Annotated in this window: 10 protein-coding genes, 2 tRNA genes and 3 rRNA genes; 2 read left to right on the top strand and 13 right to left on the bottom strand. The window is 35.2% G+C overall.

Annotated features, from left to right (window positions below; all coding sequences use genetic code 11):
• Positions 1-10 precede the first annotated feature (10 nt).
• The 7 genes from ACZ5TJ_RS01935 to ACZ5TJ_RS01905 form a co-directional block, all read right to left on the bottom strand.
• On the bottom strand, positions 11-1,498 hold the full coding sequence (locus ACZ5TJ_RS01935; RefSeq protein ID WP_464200930.1) for an aldehyde dehydrogenase family protein: 1,488 nt from the start codon (positions 1,496-1,498) through the stop codon (positions 11-13).
• A 27-nt stretch (positions 1,499-1,525) separates the two neighbouring features.
• The gene (locus ACZ5TJ_RS01930; protein WP_045725032.1) at positions 1,526-1,825 is read right to left on the bottom strand and encodes a BMC domain-containing protein; all 300 of its coding nucleotides are present in this window, start codon (positions 1,823-1,825) and stop codon (positions 1,526-1,528) included.
• Between the two features lie 16 nt (positions 1,826-1,841).
• Positions 1,842-2,138 carry a BMC domain-containing protein gene (locus ACZ5TJ_RS01925; RefSeq protein ID WP_039311910.1) on the bottom strand — a complete coding sequence of 99 codons (297 nt, stop codon included), beginning with the start codon at positions 2,136-2,138 and terminating at the stop codon, positions 1,842-1,844.
• A gap of 22 nt (positions 2,139-2,160) precedes the next feature.
• Complete coding sequence (locus ACZ5TJ_RS01920) at positions 2,161-2,427, bottom strand: hypothetical protein (RefSeq protein WP_464200927.1); 267 nt, start codon at positions 2,425-2,427, stop codon at positions 2,161-2,163.
• 5 nt (positions 2,428-2,432) lie between these two features.
• Complete coding sequence (locus ACZ5TJ_RS01915) at positions 2,433-3,485, bottom strand: hypothetical protein (protein WP_464202253.1); 1,053 nt, start codon at positions 3,483-3,485, stop codon at positions 2,433-2,435.
• Positions 3,486-3,931: 446 nt separating this feature from the next.
• Positions 3,932-4,756 (bottom strand): MerR family transcriptional regulator, encoded by an 825-nt coding sequence (locus tag ACZ5TJ_RS01910; protein ID WP_464200925.1) that lies wholly within the window; start codon positions 4,754-4,756, stop codon positions 3,932-3,934.
• 192 nt (positions 4,757-4,948) lie between these two features.
• Entirely contained in the window at positions 4,949-6,094 is a 1,146-nt protein-coding gene (locus tag ACZ5TJ_RS01905; protein WP_464200923.1) for a 1-propanol dehydrogenase PduQ, read from the bottom strand.
• Between the two features lie 552 nt (positions 6,095-6,646).
• On the opposite strand from ACZ5TJ_RS01905, the gene ACZ5TJ_RS01900 reads away from it, so the two are divergent.
• Both ACZ5TJ_RS01900 and ACZ5TJ_RS01895 read left to right on the top strand, forming a co-directional pair.
• Positions 6,647-7,993 carry a [Fe-Fe] hydrogenase large subunit C-terminal domain-containing protein gene (locus ACZ5TJ_RS01900; protein ID WP_464200922.1) on the top strand — a complete coding sequence of 449 codons (1,347 nt, stop codon included), beginning with the start codon at positions 6,647-6,649 and terminating at the stop codon, positions 7,991-7,993.
• Positions 7,994-8,067: 74 nt separating this feature from the next.
• Positions 8,068-8,733 carry an HAD family hydrolase gene (locus ACZ5TJ_RS01895; RefSeq protein WP_464200921.1) on the top strand — a complete coding sequence of 222 codons (666 nt, stop codon included), beginning with the start codon at positions 8,068-8,070 and terminating at the stop codon, positions 8,731-8,733.
• 53 nt (positions 8,734-8,786) lie between these two features.
• On the opposite strand, the gene ACZ5TJ_RS01890 is transcribed toward ACZ5TJ_RS01895, so the two are convergent.
• The 6 genes from ACZ5TJ_RS01890 to ACZ5TJ_RS01865 form a co-directional block, all read right to left on the bottom strand.
• Entirely contained in the window at positions 8,787-9,533 is a 747-nt protein-coding gene (locus ACZ5TJ_RS01890) for a peptidylprolyl isomerase (RefSeq protein ID WP_464200919.1), read from the bottom strand.
• 274 nt (positions 9,534-9,807) lie between these two features.
• Positions 9,808-9,883, bottom strand: a tRNA-Ala gene (locus tag ACZ5TJ_RS01885).
• Between the two features lie 5 nt (positions 9,884-9,888).
• A tRNA-Phe gene (locus tag ACZ5TJ_RS01880) sits at positions 9,889-9,964 on the bottom strand.
• 6 nt (positions 9,965-9,970) lie between these two features.
• Positions 9,971-10,087 (bottom strand): 5S ribosomal RNA (gene rrf / locus ACZ5TJ_RS01875).
• Positions 10,088-10,142: 55 nt separating this feature from the next.
• Positions 10,143-13,051, bottom strand: a 23S ribosomal RNA gene (locus ACZ5TJ_RS01870).
• A gap of 252 nt (positions 13,052-13,303) precedes the next feature.
• Positions 13,304-14,818 (bottom strand): 16S ribosomal RNA (locus tag ACZ5TJ_RS01865).
• The 16S, 23S and 5S rRNA genes sit together here with 2 tRNA genes alongside, the layout of an rRNA operon.
• Positions 14,819-15,177: the final 359 nt, after the last annotated feature.

Raw genomic sequence — 15,177 nt, 5'->3', positions numbered from 1 at the left:
TCCTTTTCTTCTAATTAGTTTCTTTTAAAATTTTAGTTAAAACATCTTTAAGAAGCTGCATATTATCTGAAGATTCATCTAAATTTTTCTTCATAATATTATGAACTTCTCTATTAATGCCTATAGAATTTAAAAACTCATCTTTATCTCTTACTTCATAACCAACTTTTCTTATATATACTAAGTTCATTGGAGATACATTATCAGAAGTCATTCCTTTTCCAACAGATCCACTTCCAAGTGTCATTGATGGGAAAAGGTTTGTTGTAGCTCCCATACTTCCAAATACTCCTGAAGTATTTACTAGAATTCTTCCAACTGGTTTTTTAAGTGCAAACTGTTTTATTACTTCCTCATCTTTTGAATGAATTATAAGAGTATGACCTTGTCTTTCACTCAAAAGTAATTCTATACATTTCTCACAAGCATGCATCCAATCATCTTCTACATAAAATGAAAGTATTGGGCAAAGTTTTTCTCTCGAATGAGGATTATTTAGAGATACGAACTTTTGAGTCGTTATTAAAACCTTTACATTAGGTGCAATATTTAACCCTGCTCTCTTTCCAATAAATTCTGGTGATTTTCCTATAAACTCTTTTTCAAGATTTCCATGCTTATCAAATATAATTTTTTCAAGAGATTTAGACTCATCTTCGCTCATGAAATAAGCTCCATTTTTAATAAGCTCATCTTTTACTTCTTTTGCAATAGGGCTGTCCACAACTATAGATTGCTCTGCACCTGAAACGACTCCATAGTCGAAGCTTTTACTATCTATAATATCTTTAACTGCCTTTTTAATGTCAGCTGTTCTCTCTATAAACGCTGGTCCATTGCCTGTTCCACCATAAATGACTGGTTTTCCACATTTATCTGAAATTTTTAGTAAATCTTTAACACCAGTGTTCATAACTAATGATGTATCTTTGTGTTTCATAAGCTCCATAAAACCACTTTCAGATACTATACTTAGATAAGAAATTGCTCCTTCTGGAAGTCCATACCCTTCAGCAGCTCTAATTAGAATGTCTAAAGTTCTTTTCATAACATTCTTTGCTTTAGGATGAAGTCCAAATACTATTGCATTACCTGATTTTATAGCTATAACTACATTATAAATTATTGTTGAGACTGGACTTGTCATAGGACAAAAGGCTGTAATTACTCCTATGGGTACTCCTATATCCATAGTTTTATTTCTATCATCTTTCCTTATTATTCCTACGCATTTCATCCCATCTAACTTTTTCTTAAGATAAGAAACTATAAATTTATCTTTTATTAATTTATCTTCTACTCTTCCTAAATCTGTCTCTTCAAAAGCTAATCTAGCTAATTCACTATCATATTCTTTAACCACTTCAATCATACGGTTTACTATCTCATCTAGCTTTTCTTGTTGAAATGTAGCTAAACTTTTTTGAGCTTCTCTTGCATTTTCAACAAGTATTCTAGCTTCTTGCATGGAGAGTAAATCATTATCTATAATATTCATTTGCTTCTCCCCTTTTATAAAACTCTATTAAAGTACTTCTAGAGAATACTTATCTATAATTTTTTGAAGATCATTATGAGGTCTTGCTATAACTACTGAACTATAAAGATTTCCATCTTCCATCTCTTCGACAGCTCTTACTCCAGCATCAACAGCAGCCTTGCAGGCTCCAACATCTCCTGTTACTATAACTGAAATATAACCAGATGCCACATTTTCATAACCGACTAATTCAACATCTGCTGCTTTGCACATAGCATCTGCTGCTTCTAAAGCAAAAACTAATCCAAACGTTTCAATTAATCCTATTGCTTCACGTCTAATCATATTAACCATTTCCTTTCTATTCATCTATATCATGAACTGATACTATTTTTCCAACTTCTCTAATTGGTCTTGGCATAACATTTTTTGCTGTAAGCTTTCCTATAGCTCTTGCAGCTTCTGCTCCAACTTCAACAGCAGCTTTTACAGCAGCAACATCACCTTTAACCATTATAGTAACAAGAGTTGAACCAATGTTTTCGTATGAAACTAATTCAACATTTGCAGCTTTAAGCATCTTATCTGCAGCCTCAAGCGCAGGAACTAAACCTATTGTTTCTACAAGCCCTAAAGCTTCATCACCATAATACTTCATATATGAATACCTCCATCTTAAATTAATCTTTTATATATCCATTAATTGCAGCTTTACTTTCTTCATTTGCATGATAAAAGATAATAAGCTCATCATTTTCATCTAAATCGACTCTAGTTTCTTCGATTAATCCATTAGCTTCTGCTGTTAATAAGGCATCAATTATAGACTCTTTATTAAATGTTCTAAAATTTGAGTAATCTTCATTTAAAGCTTCCATAACATCTAATACTGAAGCTTCATGAACTTTTGTAAAATGTTTTAATATAGCATAATTTAAAGGTTTCATAAAATTTATGCCTCCTTCTTTCTAAAAAAGTCTAAAGGATTTGTCGCTATAGTTAAGATACCAAACATCATTATAATAGCTCCAATCCAAGCTACTGCTGGTAGTGACCATCCATCCATTCCTGAAATCACTCCTAAAACTAAGTAACAGAAGAAAGGTCCAAAGAATGAATATGTACCGTTACAAGCAGTTCCAAGTCCTGCACCACACATACTATTTCCTTTATACCAAGTCATGAATGTTAAGAATGTTAATAATCCACTTAAAATAAACCATATCATTGCAGGTCCGCTAGTGAATGCTTGAATAGCTAGATTTTTAGAAATTTGTAAATCCCCAGCTAAAAGTCCCATTATAGGCACTACTATGAAAAGATTTGCTATACCTGATGATAATTGACGAATGCAGATTCCTATTTGTGGATCAACCATTGTTGATGCATATCCAGCAACACATCCTTCAAATCCCCAACCTAAAGCTGCTACAATTGCTATAAAAATTCCTAAAAATACAGTTCCTGAAACTCCTCCTGAAAATCCTGTACTTCCTATTAAGAAACTTGCAAATACACATATTGCAATTCCTACTGCCATACGTTTTGTAATTTCTTGCTTATAAAGTATTTTTCCAAGTATCGCTGCAATTGCAGGACAAAGAGCTGATATAGGAACTATAATTGGACCTGCCATTTGAAGAGCTACAACATAAGCTGTTCCAGCTAATGGTCCTCCTAAAAGTGCTGCCCCTATAATTATCTTTCCTGGTTTAGAAAATAAACATCTTAAAAAATCTTTAAACTTACCTTGGATTAATGAATTTCCAATTGCCCAAAAAGCACTACAAGTATCATTAATTGCATTTCCAAGTGCAGCAAGTAAGTAAACTATAACAAAAGCTGAAAGTCCTGCTGTGTTTGCTCCATACCAATCTGCCCAAACTCCTTTACTCATTCCCATTGTTAAAAATGCAGTATAAAGACCATATGAAATACCTGAAAATAGTGCTATTGCAACTCCTTTTTTAAAGAAATTGCTCTTCATTTTTGCTTTCAATTCCATAGCTCTACTAAGTCTTTTATCATTAGTATTTGCTTTAGAATCAATTCCTACTGATACTTCTGACATAAATAAGAACTCCTCCCCTATTAATTAATTTATAAATAAACTGATTGCTTTGTTAAAAATTTAGCAATAATTTCGTCTTTAAACGTTTACTTTTTAGGTGTAATTATACCTATAAAATTATTTTTTATTGGAACGTTTTGTATACTTCTTATTTTTATCTTTATTCTTTTCAATTTAATTATAATCCCTCCCCTTAACTCAAAGGTCAATAGTAAATTTATGATTTTTATAAATATCATTTTTTATAATAAACCGCTCTTTTTTGTATATTTTACTCATTTTTATATAATTTTCTAAATATTATGGGTTAAAAATAAAAAAAAGTCATATAAAAACATTACACCTAAGGGTAACCTTTTTATATAACCTTTAAATTTAATCTAATCTTTTATTTTTATCATAACTTCTGTGACAAAATTTCTACTATCTTTACTTGTCCAATAATCCACTACATATCTTTCATAGCATTCATCTTCACATTCATAATTGTGTAATTTTATCCAGTCTTTTATTTTTTTATAAGTATCATTAATATTATCATGAGAACCTATATGGTAACATGCTGCTACTAAGCCTCCTCCAAACTCGATAGTTTTTTCTTTTTCACATTTTATAAGGCCTTTCTGAATTATTCTCATAGTTTTGCAATTTCCTTTAATCTTTTCTTCGTAAGAAGGAAATTGTATTATAACTGGCCCTGTAATTGCATTTCCAATACTCTCGATATAATTAGTAAAATCAATATTTATTATTGAATCCATGTAATCGTAATCAAATTCTTGATCTAAATATAACATATCAATCTTATTTAAATATTTAGCCGATACTTCATTTAAATTATTATCAATAACCATCTTCGCTTCTTTAACTAAAGAATGCCAATCCCTTATAGATTGCTTTTTTAAATTTAGATTTCTCTCAGCTTCTTCAAGCTCTTTTATTTTCTCTCGAAAATTTTCCTCAATTTCAGTACATTTAGATTTACAAATTAAATTTTTAATTTCTTCAAGTTTAAAACCACTTTGCTTATAATACTTTATTACTGGAATAGACAACATATTTTCTTTACTATAATATCTATATCCATTTTCATCGTGTACAGCATCAGGTGACAAAACACCTAGTTTATCATAGTACCTTAATGTTTTTTTGCTTATTTTGCAAACCTTTTCCACTTTACCAATATAATACATCTCATCCTTCATATGTTATTTCTCCACCCTTTTATTAACTTCTAGTTAAAATTGTTAACTATTATTAATATATATTTATTATGTTAATAATTCAATATAAAAATAGTAATTATTTGAAACAATTTTGTTAATAAATATTTAAATATATTAAAATATGTAAAACAATAAATAGGTTAAGCAAAATATATGCTTAACCTATTTATTCTAAATTCCAATTACTTTATCTAATAATATTTCTAAATCTTTTCTAGAAACTTCTCTAGGGTTTGAACTAGTACATACATCTTTTAAGGCTGCATCTATTATTTCTTCTCTAGAATCATTAACTACTTTAATATCTACTCCAAGATCTATTAAATTCTTAGGAATAGATAAATCTCTCTTTAAATTAATTATATTTCTTATTAAGTTATTAACTCCTATAATAGTACTATGTGCGTTTATATCTAAAATTTTTGCAAGTCTTTGATATTTTAATGCAACTGAATTGTATTCTTGCATATATGAATTATTATCAATGTTAGCATTAAACTCCATAACGTAAGGAAGTATTATAGCATTAGCTTTTCCATGAGGTATATGAAGCTTGCCTCCTATAGCATGTGCTAAGCTATGAGTTATTCCAAGTCCTGAAGCATTAAATGCCATACCTGCAAGACAAGATGCATTATGAAGTTTCTCTCTAGAAACTATATTTGCTGGTTCATTATAAGCTAATGTTAAATTATTAAAGGCTAAACATAATGCTTTTTCTGCTAAAGCATCTGAGAAATCATTAGAATTTTTTGAAACATAGGCTTCAATAGCGTGAGTTATTACATCCATACCAGTATCTGCTGTTATAGATTTAGGCACTGTTTTAGTAAGCTCTGCATCTAAAATAGCAACATCAGGTAGAAGTGATTTATCAGTTAATGCATATTTTAAATTTTCTTCTTTGTTAGTTATTACTGCATATTCTGTAACTTCTGAACCTGTCCCACTTGTAGTTGGTATAGCATAAAATTCTATCGTTTTTGAATCCTCTTTAAAGAGATTGTTATAGTATTTTTTAATAGCTTTAGCTCCATCTATTGATGAACCTCCGCCTAGAGCAATAATTATATCTGCATTTAAATCTTTAAGCTTTTGAACTCCTAGAGCAACTATTTGAACACTAGGATCTGGAACAATATCACTAAAAATAGAAATTCTACAATTATTTAATTTATTTGAGATCTTTTCTGCTGTTTTGCTTTCTTCCATAAACTTATCGCATATAATTAGTACATTTTTATTTGATATTTCACTTAACTTATTTAAAGATCCTTCTCCAAAATATATTTTAGTTTTTAAACTAAATTCGTTCATTTTTATCTTCTCCTTAATATTAATTAAAAGATAAAATAAGATTTTAAAGTATACGTTTCCAATATTGATATTTACATTGTATCATTTTTTTTACATATGTAAAATAAAATAATTAAAAACTAACTAAAGTTTTAAAATAATATCAAATTGTATTTATCAAATATTATATACTTAATTAGCAGTTTTTATAAAAATTTCTAGTAAAAATATTAAATATAAATATTTAAACTTATCTTTATTAACATAAGCTTACCTTTAATAAAAGCATAGAATTTATATATTTATTTTTTACATAAAAAACTGTCGCACTACTTATTGCAACAGTTTTTCAATTATTTATTATCTTCATTATATTCTTCTTCTCTATATTCCCTATCTAAACTAGCTGCCTTACATAATGATAAAGTAACTACTGCAACTATTAGATAACCTATTACTAACCATATCATAGTTTAAAATTCCTCTCTTTTTATTCTTTTCCTCTATAGGTATTATTATTACCAAATTTATTAATAATATATATATAGTAATAATATAATTGGAGGAACTTCTATGAATAAAAAATATCAAAATATATTAAATGAATTAATATCATCTTATTATGATAATACTTTTGATGATAAAGTCAATAATTTACTTTCATCTAAAGAATATTCTAAAGACGAAATTAAATCTATTATCTCTTCTTTATGCGGTGTTTCTGTTAAAGAAGATGGTGATTATATTTATAACTTAAAGAAAGCTATTACTAATTATTCCGTAAAAACTAAATTGGTAGAGAAAATCTCTAAATGTTCTTCTTGTTCAACTCAAGAAAATGGTAAAACAGCATGTCAAAACTCTTGTCCATTTGATGCTATTTTAAAAGATCCTATATCTAAAAATACTTATATAGATAGCAATCTATGTACTGACTGTGGTATTTGCGTAAATGCTTGTGACTGTGGAAGTTATCTAGATAAAATTGAATTAATACCTTTACTTGATTTGTTTAAAAGTAATAAAAAGGTTGTTGCTACAGTTGCTCCTGCGATAATTGGTCAATTTGGTGATGACGTTACTATGGATCAATTAAGAACTGCTTTTATAAAACTAGGATTTACTGATATGGTTGAGGTAGCCTTTGCTGCTGATATGCTAACTATTAAAGAAGCCTCTGAATTTAATCATCACGTTTCTAGTAAAGATGATCTATTAATAACCTCTTGTTGCTGTCCTATGTGGATTGGTATGGTAAAAAAGGTTTATAACGATTTAGTTAAGTATGTTACACCATCTGTATCTCCAATGATTGCAGCTGCAAGAGTACTAAAGAAACTTAATCCTGATGTTAAAGTAGTATTTATAGGACCTTGTATTGCCAAAAAGGCTGAAGCAAGGGAAAAAGATTTAATAGGTGATGTTGACCTTGTTCTTACTTTTGAAGAGTTGAAAGGTTTATTTGATACTCTTAATATTAACCCTAGCAAGCTTCCTGAAACCATTTCAGAAGAATACACTTCAAGAGGTGGTAGACTTTATGCTAGAGCAAATGGTGTAAGTACAGCTATATTTGAGGCAGTTAGTGAATTGTTCCCTAATAAAAAAGATGTCTTCTTCCAAAAGAGCGCAAGTGGAGTTAAAGAATGTAAGGCTTTATTAAATGAAGTTACTAATAAGGATGCTAAATTTAACTTCATTGAAGGAATGGGATGTATTGGTGGCTGTGTTGGTGGACCAAAGAAATTAATTGATACAACTAAAGGAACAGACGCTGTTAATAATTTTGCATATTCCTCACCAATTAAAGTTGCAACACATAGTGATATTTTAAATGAAATATTTCATAGATTGGATATAAATTCACTTGAGGACTTATTAGATAAAGATAAAACTAAGATTTTTAATAGAGATTTATAAAATAATTTGTAGGATAAGTAGTTTTATGGTACTATTTATCCTATATTTATTTACTTAAAAGGAGGAAATTACATATGCTTACTAATATAAAAGCTGCAATCTTTGATTTAGATGGTACCCTTATAAACTCAATGTCTCTTTGGGATCAAATAGATATAGATTATTTAACTTCAAAAAATATTCCTGTACCTAGTGATTTAAATGATGAAATTAGCCATTTAAGTTTTAACCAAGTAGCTGTTTATTTCAAGGAAAGATTTAAATTAGAAGATTCATTAGATGATATTAAAAATACTTGGAATACTATGGCTTATAATCATTATTCATCTGATATTACTTTAAAAGATGGTGTTGTAGAATTTTTAGACTTCTTAAAAAAATCAAATATTAAAATAGGACTAGCTACTAGTAACTCAACTGAATTATTAGAAGCTTCTTTAAAGTTTAATAAAATTTACGATTATTTTGATGCTATTACAATAACAGATGAAGTTAGCATTGGAAAACATGAACCAGACGTATATTTGCTTGCAGCTAAAAAACTTAATGTTAAGCCAGAGGAATGTATTGTTTTTGAAGATATATTACCTGCTGTTAAAGGTGCAAAAAAGGCAGGAATGAAAGTTATAGCTGTTGAGGATGAATGTAGTGTCTTAGATAAAGATGAAATAATTAAAAATTCTGATGGATTTATAAATGATTTTAGAGTTTTAATTCCACAAGATGATATAGCTATATAACTTTATAGAAAAAGACTACACTTGTATAAGTGTAGTCTTTCATATATATAAAACTATTTTCTAACAACTGTGAATTTAGCTTCTAATTCTTTTAATACATCTAAGTATTTTCTTTGTTGTCTTTCTTGGATTAATTGTTGAACAACAGCATCTTTAACTTCGTCAAATGCTTTTACTTTACCTTCGTTCTTTTCATCAATTAATATTAAGTGGTATCCGAATTGAGTTTTAACTGGATTAGTTAATTTTCCAATTTCAGCAGCAAATGCAGCTTCTTCAAATTCTGGAACCATCATTCCTCTACCAAATGCTCCAAGATTTCCACCTTGTTCTTTTGATGGACAGCTTGAGTATTTTGAAGCAGCTTCTTCAAAAGTCATAGTTCCATCTTCTATTTCATTCTTTATCTTGTTAGCTTCTTCTTCACTTTCAACTAATATATGTTTAGCTGATACTGTAGGTTGTTCTGTGAATTGTTCTTGATGTTCATCATAGTACTTCTTAGCTTCTTCATCAGTTACAGTTATATCTGCTAAAACTTTGCTTATTGTCATTTGAGTTAATATTTCTTTTGATAAACGAGCAACTGTTTCTTTATATTCATTTGTTTCTTCTAATTTTAATTCTTTTCCGAATTGATTTAATAATTCAAATTGAATCATTTGTTCTAATAATTGTTTCTTACCTTGCTCGCTTTCAAACATCATTTTTCTGTCTGCTGGATATTTTGAAATTATTTCATTTAATTCTTTTTCAGTTATTTCATATGAACCAACTGTTGCTAATACTTTATTTTCCATATTAAAATCTCCTTCTCTCTTGTATTGTATATATCTATTCTATCAATTTATATATATAATAACAATCTAAATAATACAAATTAAACAATAATTGTAATACTTATAACTTTATTTTAAAATTATCCACACTTTTTATTATTTTTGTGACTTAAATACACATAAAACTATTAAAACTGTGGATTATTTTTAGAAAAATAAAATATTATGTGTATTCTTTTTTAAATTCTTATATATTAAAAATAAAAAAAGATGTTCATTAACGAACATCTTTAAATGGTGGAGATAAAGAGATTCGAACTCTTGACCCCCTGCGTGCAAGGCAGGTGCTCTCCCAACTGAGCTATACCCCCATATATGGTGGCTCGAGTAGGAATCGAACCTACGACACGCGGATCTTCAATCCGCTGCTCTACCAACTGAGCTATCGAGCCGTATGTACCTGGCAACGTCTTACTCTCCCGCACGGTCACCCATGAAGTACCATCAGCGCTATAGAGCTTAACTTTCCTGTTCGGAATGGGAAGGAGTGTTTCCTCTATGCCATCATCACCAGATATCAGAGTGTTCTCTGAAAATTGCATATGAATTTTTGTTGATCGTCTGTTTTTATTGGTCAAGCCCTCGACCTATTAGTATCAGTCAGCTGAACATGTTACCATGCTTACACCTCTGACCTATCAACCTTGTGTTCTTCAAGGGGTCTTACTAGCTTATGCTATGGGAAATCTCATCTTGAGGTGGGCTTCACGCTTAGATGCTTTCAGCGTTTATCCCTTCCCGACTTAGCTACCCAGCTATGCTCTTGGCAGAACAACTGGTACACCAGAGGTCAGTCCATCCCGGTCCTCTCGTACTAAGGACAGCTCCTCTCAAATTTCCTACGCCCGCGACGGATAGGGACCGAACTGTCTCACGACGTTCTGAACCCAGCTCGCGTGCCGCTTTAATGGGCGAACAGCCCAACCCTTGGGACCTACTTCAGCCCCAGGATGCGACGAGCCGACATCGAGGTGCCAAACCTCCCCGTCGATGTGAACTCTTGGGGGAGATCAGCCTGTTATCCCCGAGGTAGCTTTTATCCGTTGAGCGATGGCCCTCCCACGAGGTACCACCGGATCACTAAGCCCGACTTTCGTCCCTGCTCCACTTGTGAGTGTCGCAGTCAGGCTCCCTTCTGCCTTTGCACTCTACGAACGATTTCCGACCGTTCTGAGGGAACCTTTGGGCGCCTCCGTTACTTTTTAGGAGGCGACCGCCCCAGTCAAACTGCCCACCTAACAATGTCCTGTCACCAGATTCATGGCGTCCAGTTAGAATTCCAGTAATATCAGGGTGGTATCCCAAGGACGACTCCATTAGGACTGACGTCCTAATTTCCCAGTCTCCCACCTATCCTGTACAGATAATACCGAAATTCAATGCTAAGCTACAGTAAAGCTCTACGGGGTCTTTCCGTCCAATCGCGGGTAGCGAGCATCTTCACTCGCACTACAACTTCGCCGGATTTGCAGTTGAGACAGTGCCCAAGTCATTACGCCATTCGTGCGGGTCAGAACTTACCTGACAAGGAATTTCGCTACCTTAGGACCGTTATAGTTACGGCCGCCGTTTACTGGGGCTTAAGTTCACACCTTCGCTTACGCTAAGTGTTCCCCTTAACCTTCCAGCACCGGGCAGGCGTCAGCCCCTATACATCAGCTTTCGCTTTAGCAGAGACCTGTGTTTTTGCTAAACAGTTGCTTGGGCCTATTCTCTGCGACCTACTCTCGTAGGCACCCCTTCTCCCGAAGTTACGGGGTCAATTTGCCTAGTTCCTTAACTGCAATTCTTCCGCCGGCCTTAGGATTCTCTCCTCATCTACCTGTGTCGGTTTGCGGTACGGGCACTACTTCTCTCTCTAGATGCTTTTCTTGGAAGCATGGAATCAGATACTTCGGTTCCGTGGAACCTTCCCCATCACGCCTCAGGATTGTTAAAGCGGATTTGCCTACTCTAACTCCCTAAACGCTTAGACTAACATCCAATAGTTAGCACATCCTATCCTTCTCCGTCACACCATCGATAATAACGATTATAGTGGTATCGGAATATCAACCGATTGTCCATCACCTACGCCTTTCGGCCTCGGCTTAGGTCCCGACTAACCCTCAGCGGACGAACCTTCCTGAGGAAACCTTAGATATTCGGCCTGTAGGATTCTCACCTACATCTCGCTACTGATGCCAACATTCTCACTTGTAATCAGTCCACCGCTCCTTACGGTACGACTTCAGCCCGATTACAACGCTCCTCTACCGCTCACACTAAGTGTGAACCCGTAGCTTCGGTGGTAAGTTTAGCCCCGTTACATTTTCGGCGCAGGATCTCTCGACTAGTGAGCTATTACGCACTCTTTCAATGAGTGGCTGCTTCTAAGCCAACATCCTAGTTGTCTTAGAAATCCCACATCCTTTCCCACTTAACTTACACTTTGGGACCTTAGCTGACGATCTGGGCTGTTTCCCTTTTGACCATGGATCTTATCACTCACAGTCTGACTGCCGGATTAAAAGTATGTGGCATTCGGAGTTTGATAAGGTTCGGTAAGCGCTATGCCCCCTAGCCCATTCAGTGCTCTACCTCCACTACTCACATGTCCGACGCTAGCCCTAAAGCTATTTCGAGGAGAACCAGCTATCTCCGAGTTCGATTGGAATTTCTCCGCTATCCACAGCTCATCCCATGCTTTTTCAACAGCAACGTGGTTCGGTCCTCCACGAGGTTTTACCCTCGCTTCAACCTGGCCATGGATAGGTCACCCGGTTTCGGGTCTACGGCATGCAACTAGTCGCCCTATTAAGACTTGGTTTCCCTTCGGCTCCGTACCTTAAGTACTTAACCTTGCTACATACCGTAACTCGTTGGCTCGTTCTACAAAAAGCACATCATCACCCTCATAAGGGGCTTTGATCGGTTGTAGACACACGGTTTCAGGTTCTATTTCACTCCCCTCCCGGGGTTCTTTTCACCTTTCCCTCACGGTACTGCTTCACTATCGGTCATCAGGTAGTATTTAGCCTTGGGAGGTGGTCCTCCCTGCTTCCCACAAGGTTTCACGTGTCTCGTGGTACTCTGGATCAGAACTTTAGGCTTTCTCGTTTCACCTACGTGACTATTACACTCTACGGTTTAACTTTCCAGTTATCTTCGGTTACAATAGCTTCCTAAGTTAATGTTCTGTCCGCAACCCCAAAGATAAATCTTTGGTTTGGGCTCTTTCCTTTTCGCTCGCCGCTACTAAGAAAATCGATTTTTCTTTCTCTTCCTCTAGGTACTTAGATGTTTCAGTTCCCTAGGTTACCCTCATATAGCTATGTATTCACTATATGATACATGGGGTTAACCCATGTGAGTTTCCTCATTCGGAAATCTCCGGATCTCTGGCTATGTGCGCCTACCCGAAGCTTATCGCAGCTTATCACGTCCTTCATCGGCTCCTGATGCCAAGGCATTCACCATGCGCCCTTTGTAGCTTGACCTATTTAGTCATTTATATCAAAATTATTACAATTCAGATCTAACAAAGAATAGTATTTGTAAAAATACATTTTTTCTTGGCTTGTTGTATCAACAATTTATATTCATATGCAATTTTCAAAGAACATTTTATTTTGAGAAACTTGGTTTCTCAAAATTGAACAGAATTTTTTAAACCTTCTTTTAAAGAAGAAACCCGAATTTCGAATTTTTTATTTACCAGTTAATCATCTTGTTAACTGAATTCTCCATAGAAAGGAGGTGATCCAGCCGCAGGTTCTCCTACGGCTACCTTGTTACGACTTCACCCCAATCGCTGACCCTACCTTAGGTCGCTGCCTCGCTTACGCGTTAGCTCACGAACTTTGGGTATTGCCAACTCTCATGGTGTGACGGGCGGTGTGTACAAGGCCCGGGAACGTATTCACCGCGACATGCTGATTCGCGATTACTAGTAACTCCAGCTTCATGTAGGCGAGTTTCAGCCTACAATCCGAACTGAGACAAGTTTTGAAGTTTAGCTCCACCTCGCGGTATTGCATCTCTCTGTACTTGCCATTGTAGCACGTGTGTAGCCCTAGACATAAGGGGCATGATGATTTGACGTCATCCCCACCTTCCTCCTGGTTAACCCAGGCAGTCTCGCTAGAGTGCTCAACTTAATGGTAGCAACTAACAATAGGGGTTGCGCTCGTTGCGGGACTTAACCCAACATCTCACGACACGAGCTGACGACAACCATGCACCACCTGTCACTCTGTTCCCGAAGGAACTTCCCCGATTAAGGGTAATGCAGAGGATGTCAAGTCTAGGTAAGGTTCTTCGCGTTGCTTCGAATTAAACCACATGCTCCGCTACTTGTGCGGGCCCCCGTCAATTCCTTTGAGTTTTAATCTTGCGACCGTACTCCCCAGGCGGAATACTTAATGCGTTAGCGGCGGCACAGAGGTGTTGAAACCCCTACACCTAGTATTCATCGTTTACGGCGTGGACTACCAGGGTATCTAATCCTGTTCGCTCCCCACGCTTTCGAGCCTCAGCGTCAGTTACAGTCCAGAGAGTCGCCTTCGCCACTGGTGTTCTTCCTAATCTCTACGCATTTCACCGCTACACTAGGAATTCCACTCTCCCCTCCTGCACTCTAGATTCCCAGTTTGGAATGCAGCACCCAGGTTGAGCCCGGGTATTTCACATCCCACTTAAAAATCCGCCTACGCTCCCTTTACGCCCAGTAAATCCGGACAACGCTCGCCACCTACGTATTACCGCGGCTGCTGGCACGTAGTTAGCCGTGGCTTCCTCCTTGGGTACCGTCATTATCGTCCCCAAAGACAGAGCTTTACAATCCGAAGACCGTCATCACTCACGCGGCGTTGCTGCATCAGGGTTTCCCCCATTGTGCAATATTCCCCACTGCTGCCTCCCGTAGGAGTCTGGGCCGTGTCTCAGTCCCAATGTGGCCGATCACCCTCTCAGGTCGGCTACGCATCGTCGCCTTGGTAAGCCATTACCTTACCAACTAGCTAATGCGCCGCGGGTCCATCTCATAGCGGATTGCTCCTTTAATTGCTGTTTCATGCGAAACTGCAATGTTATGCGGTATTAATCTCCCTTTCGGGAGGCTATTCCCCTCTATGAGGCAGGTTACCCACGTGTTACTCACCCGTCCGCCGCTAATCCGTTTCCCGAAGGAAACTTCATCGCTCGACTTGCATGTGTTAGGCACGCCGCCAGCGTTCGTCCTGAGCCAGGATCAAACTCTCAATAAAAAGTTTAATCTTTTAACTCATAAAACTTACTTTATAAAAGAATTGCTGGTTTAAATGTATTCTATATATTCTGTTCAATTTTCAAAGACCAATTTTTTCTCTGTCGCACTCAAACGACTTGATTATCTTATCACTTAGAGACTTTCGTGTCAACACTTTTTTAAAAACTTTTTTCTAAGTTTTTAAAGTGTTATCACCGCTCTTTGCGACGTTTTTTATCTTATCATCTGATGTTCTCTTTGTCAACAAGTTTTTTATTTAAAATAACTTGTCGAACTTTTTGTTTTGCATCAGCGACGTGTATTATCTTAACATAATTAACAACTATATCACAGATAATATTTTTTATATATTTGTAT

Source organism: Clostridium budayi, assembly GCF_055396605.1.
This window is presented reverse-complemented; position numbering and strand designations above follow the sequence as displayed.

Bases quoted from the DNA above. Each gene is read 5' to 3' on its own strand.
- ACZ5TJ_RS01935 (WP_464200930.1), bottom strand. From the start codon at position 1,498: ATGAATATTATAGATAATGATTTACTCTCCATGCAAGAAGCTAGAATA.
- ACZ5TJ_RS01930 (WP_045725032.1), bottom strand. From the start codon at position 1,825: ATGATTAGACGTGAAGCAATAGGATTAATTGAAACGTTTGGATTAGTT.
- ACZ5TJ_RS01925 (WP_039311910.1), bottom strand. From the start codon at position 2,138: ATGAAGTATTATGGTGATGAAGCTTTAGGGCTTGTAGAAACAATAGGT.
- ACZ5TJ_RS01920 (WP_464200927.1), bottom strand. From the start codon at position 2,427: ATGAAACCTTTAAATTATGCTATATTAAAACATTTTACAAAAGTTCAT.
- ACZ5TJ_RS01915 (WP_464202253.1), bottom strand. From the start codon at position 3,485: ATGGAATTGAAAGCAAAAATGAAGAGCAATTTCTTTAAAAAAGGAGTT.
- ACZ5TJ_RS01910 (WP_464200925.1), bottom strand. From the start codon at position 4,756: ATGAAGGATGAGATGTATTATATTGGTAAAGTGGAAAAGGTTTGCAAA.
- ACZ5TJ_RS01905 (WP_464200923.1), bottom strand. From the start codon at position 6,094: ATGAACGAATTTAGTTTAAAAACTAAAATATATTTTGGAGAAGGATCT.
- ACZ5TJ_RS01900 (WP_464200922.1), top strand. From the start codon at position 6,647: ATGAATAAAAAATATCAAAATATATTAAATGAATTAATATCATCTTAT.
- ACZ5TJ_RS01895 (WP_464200921.1), top strand. From the start codon at position 8,068: ATGCTTACTAATATAAAAGCTGCAATCTTTGATTTAGATGGTACCCTT.
- ACZ5TJ_RS01890 (WP_464200919.1), bottom strand. From the start codon at position 9,533: ATGGAAAATAAAGTATTAGCAACAGTTGGTTCATATGAAATAACTGAA.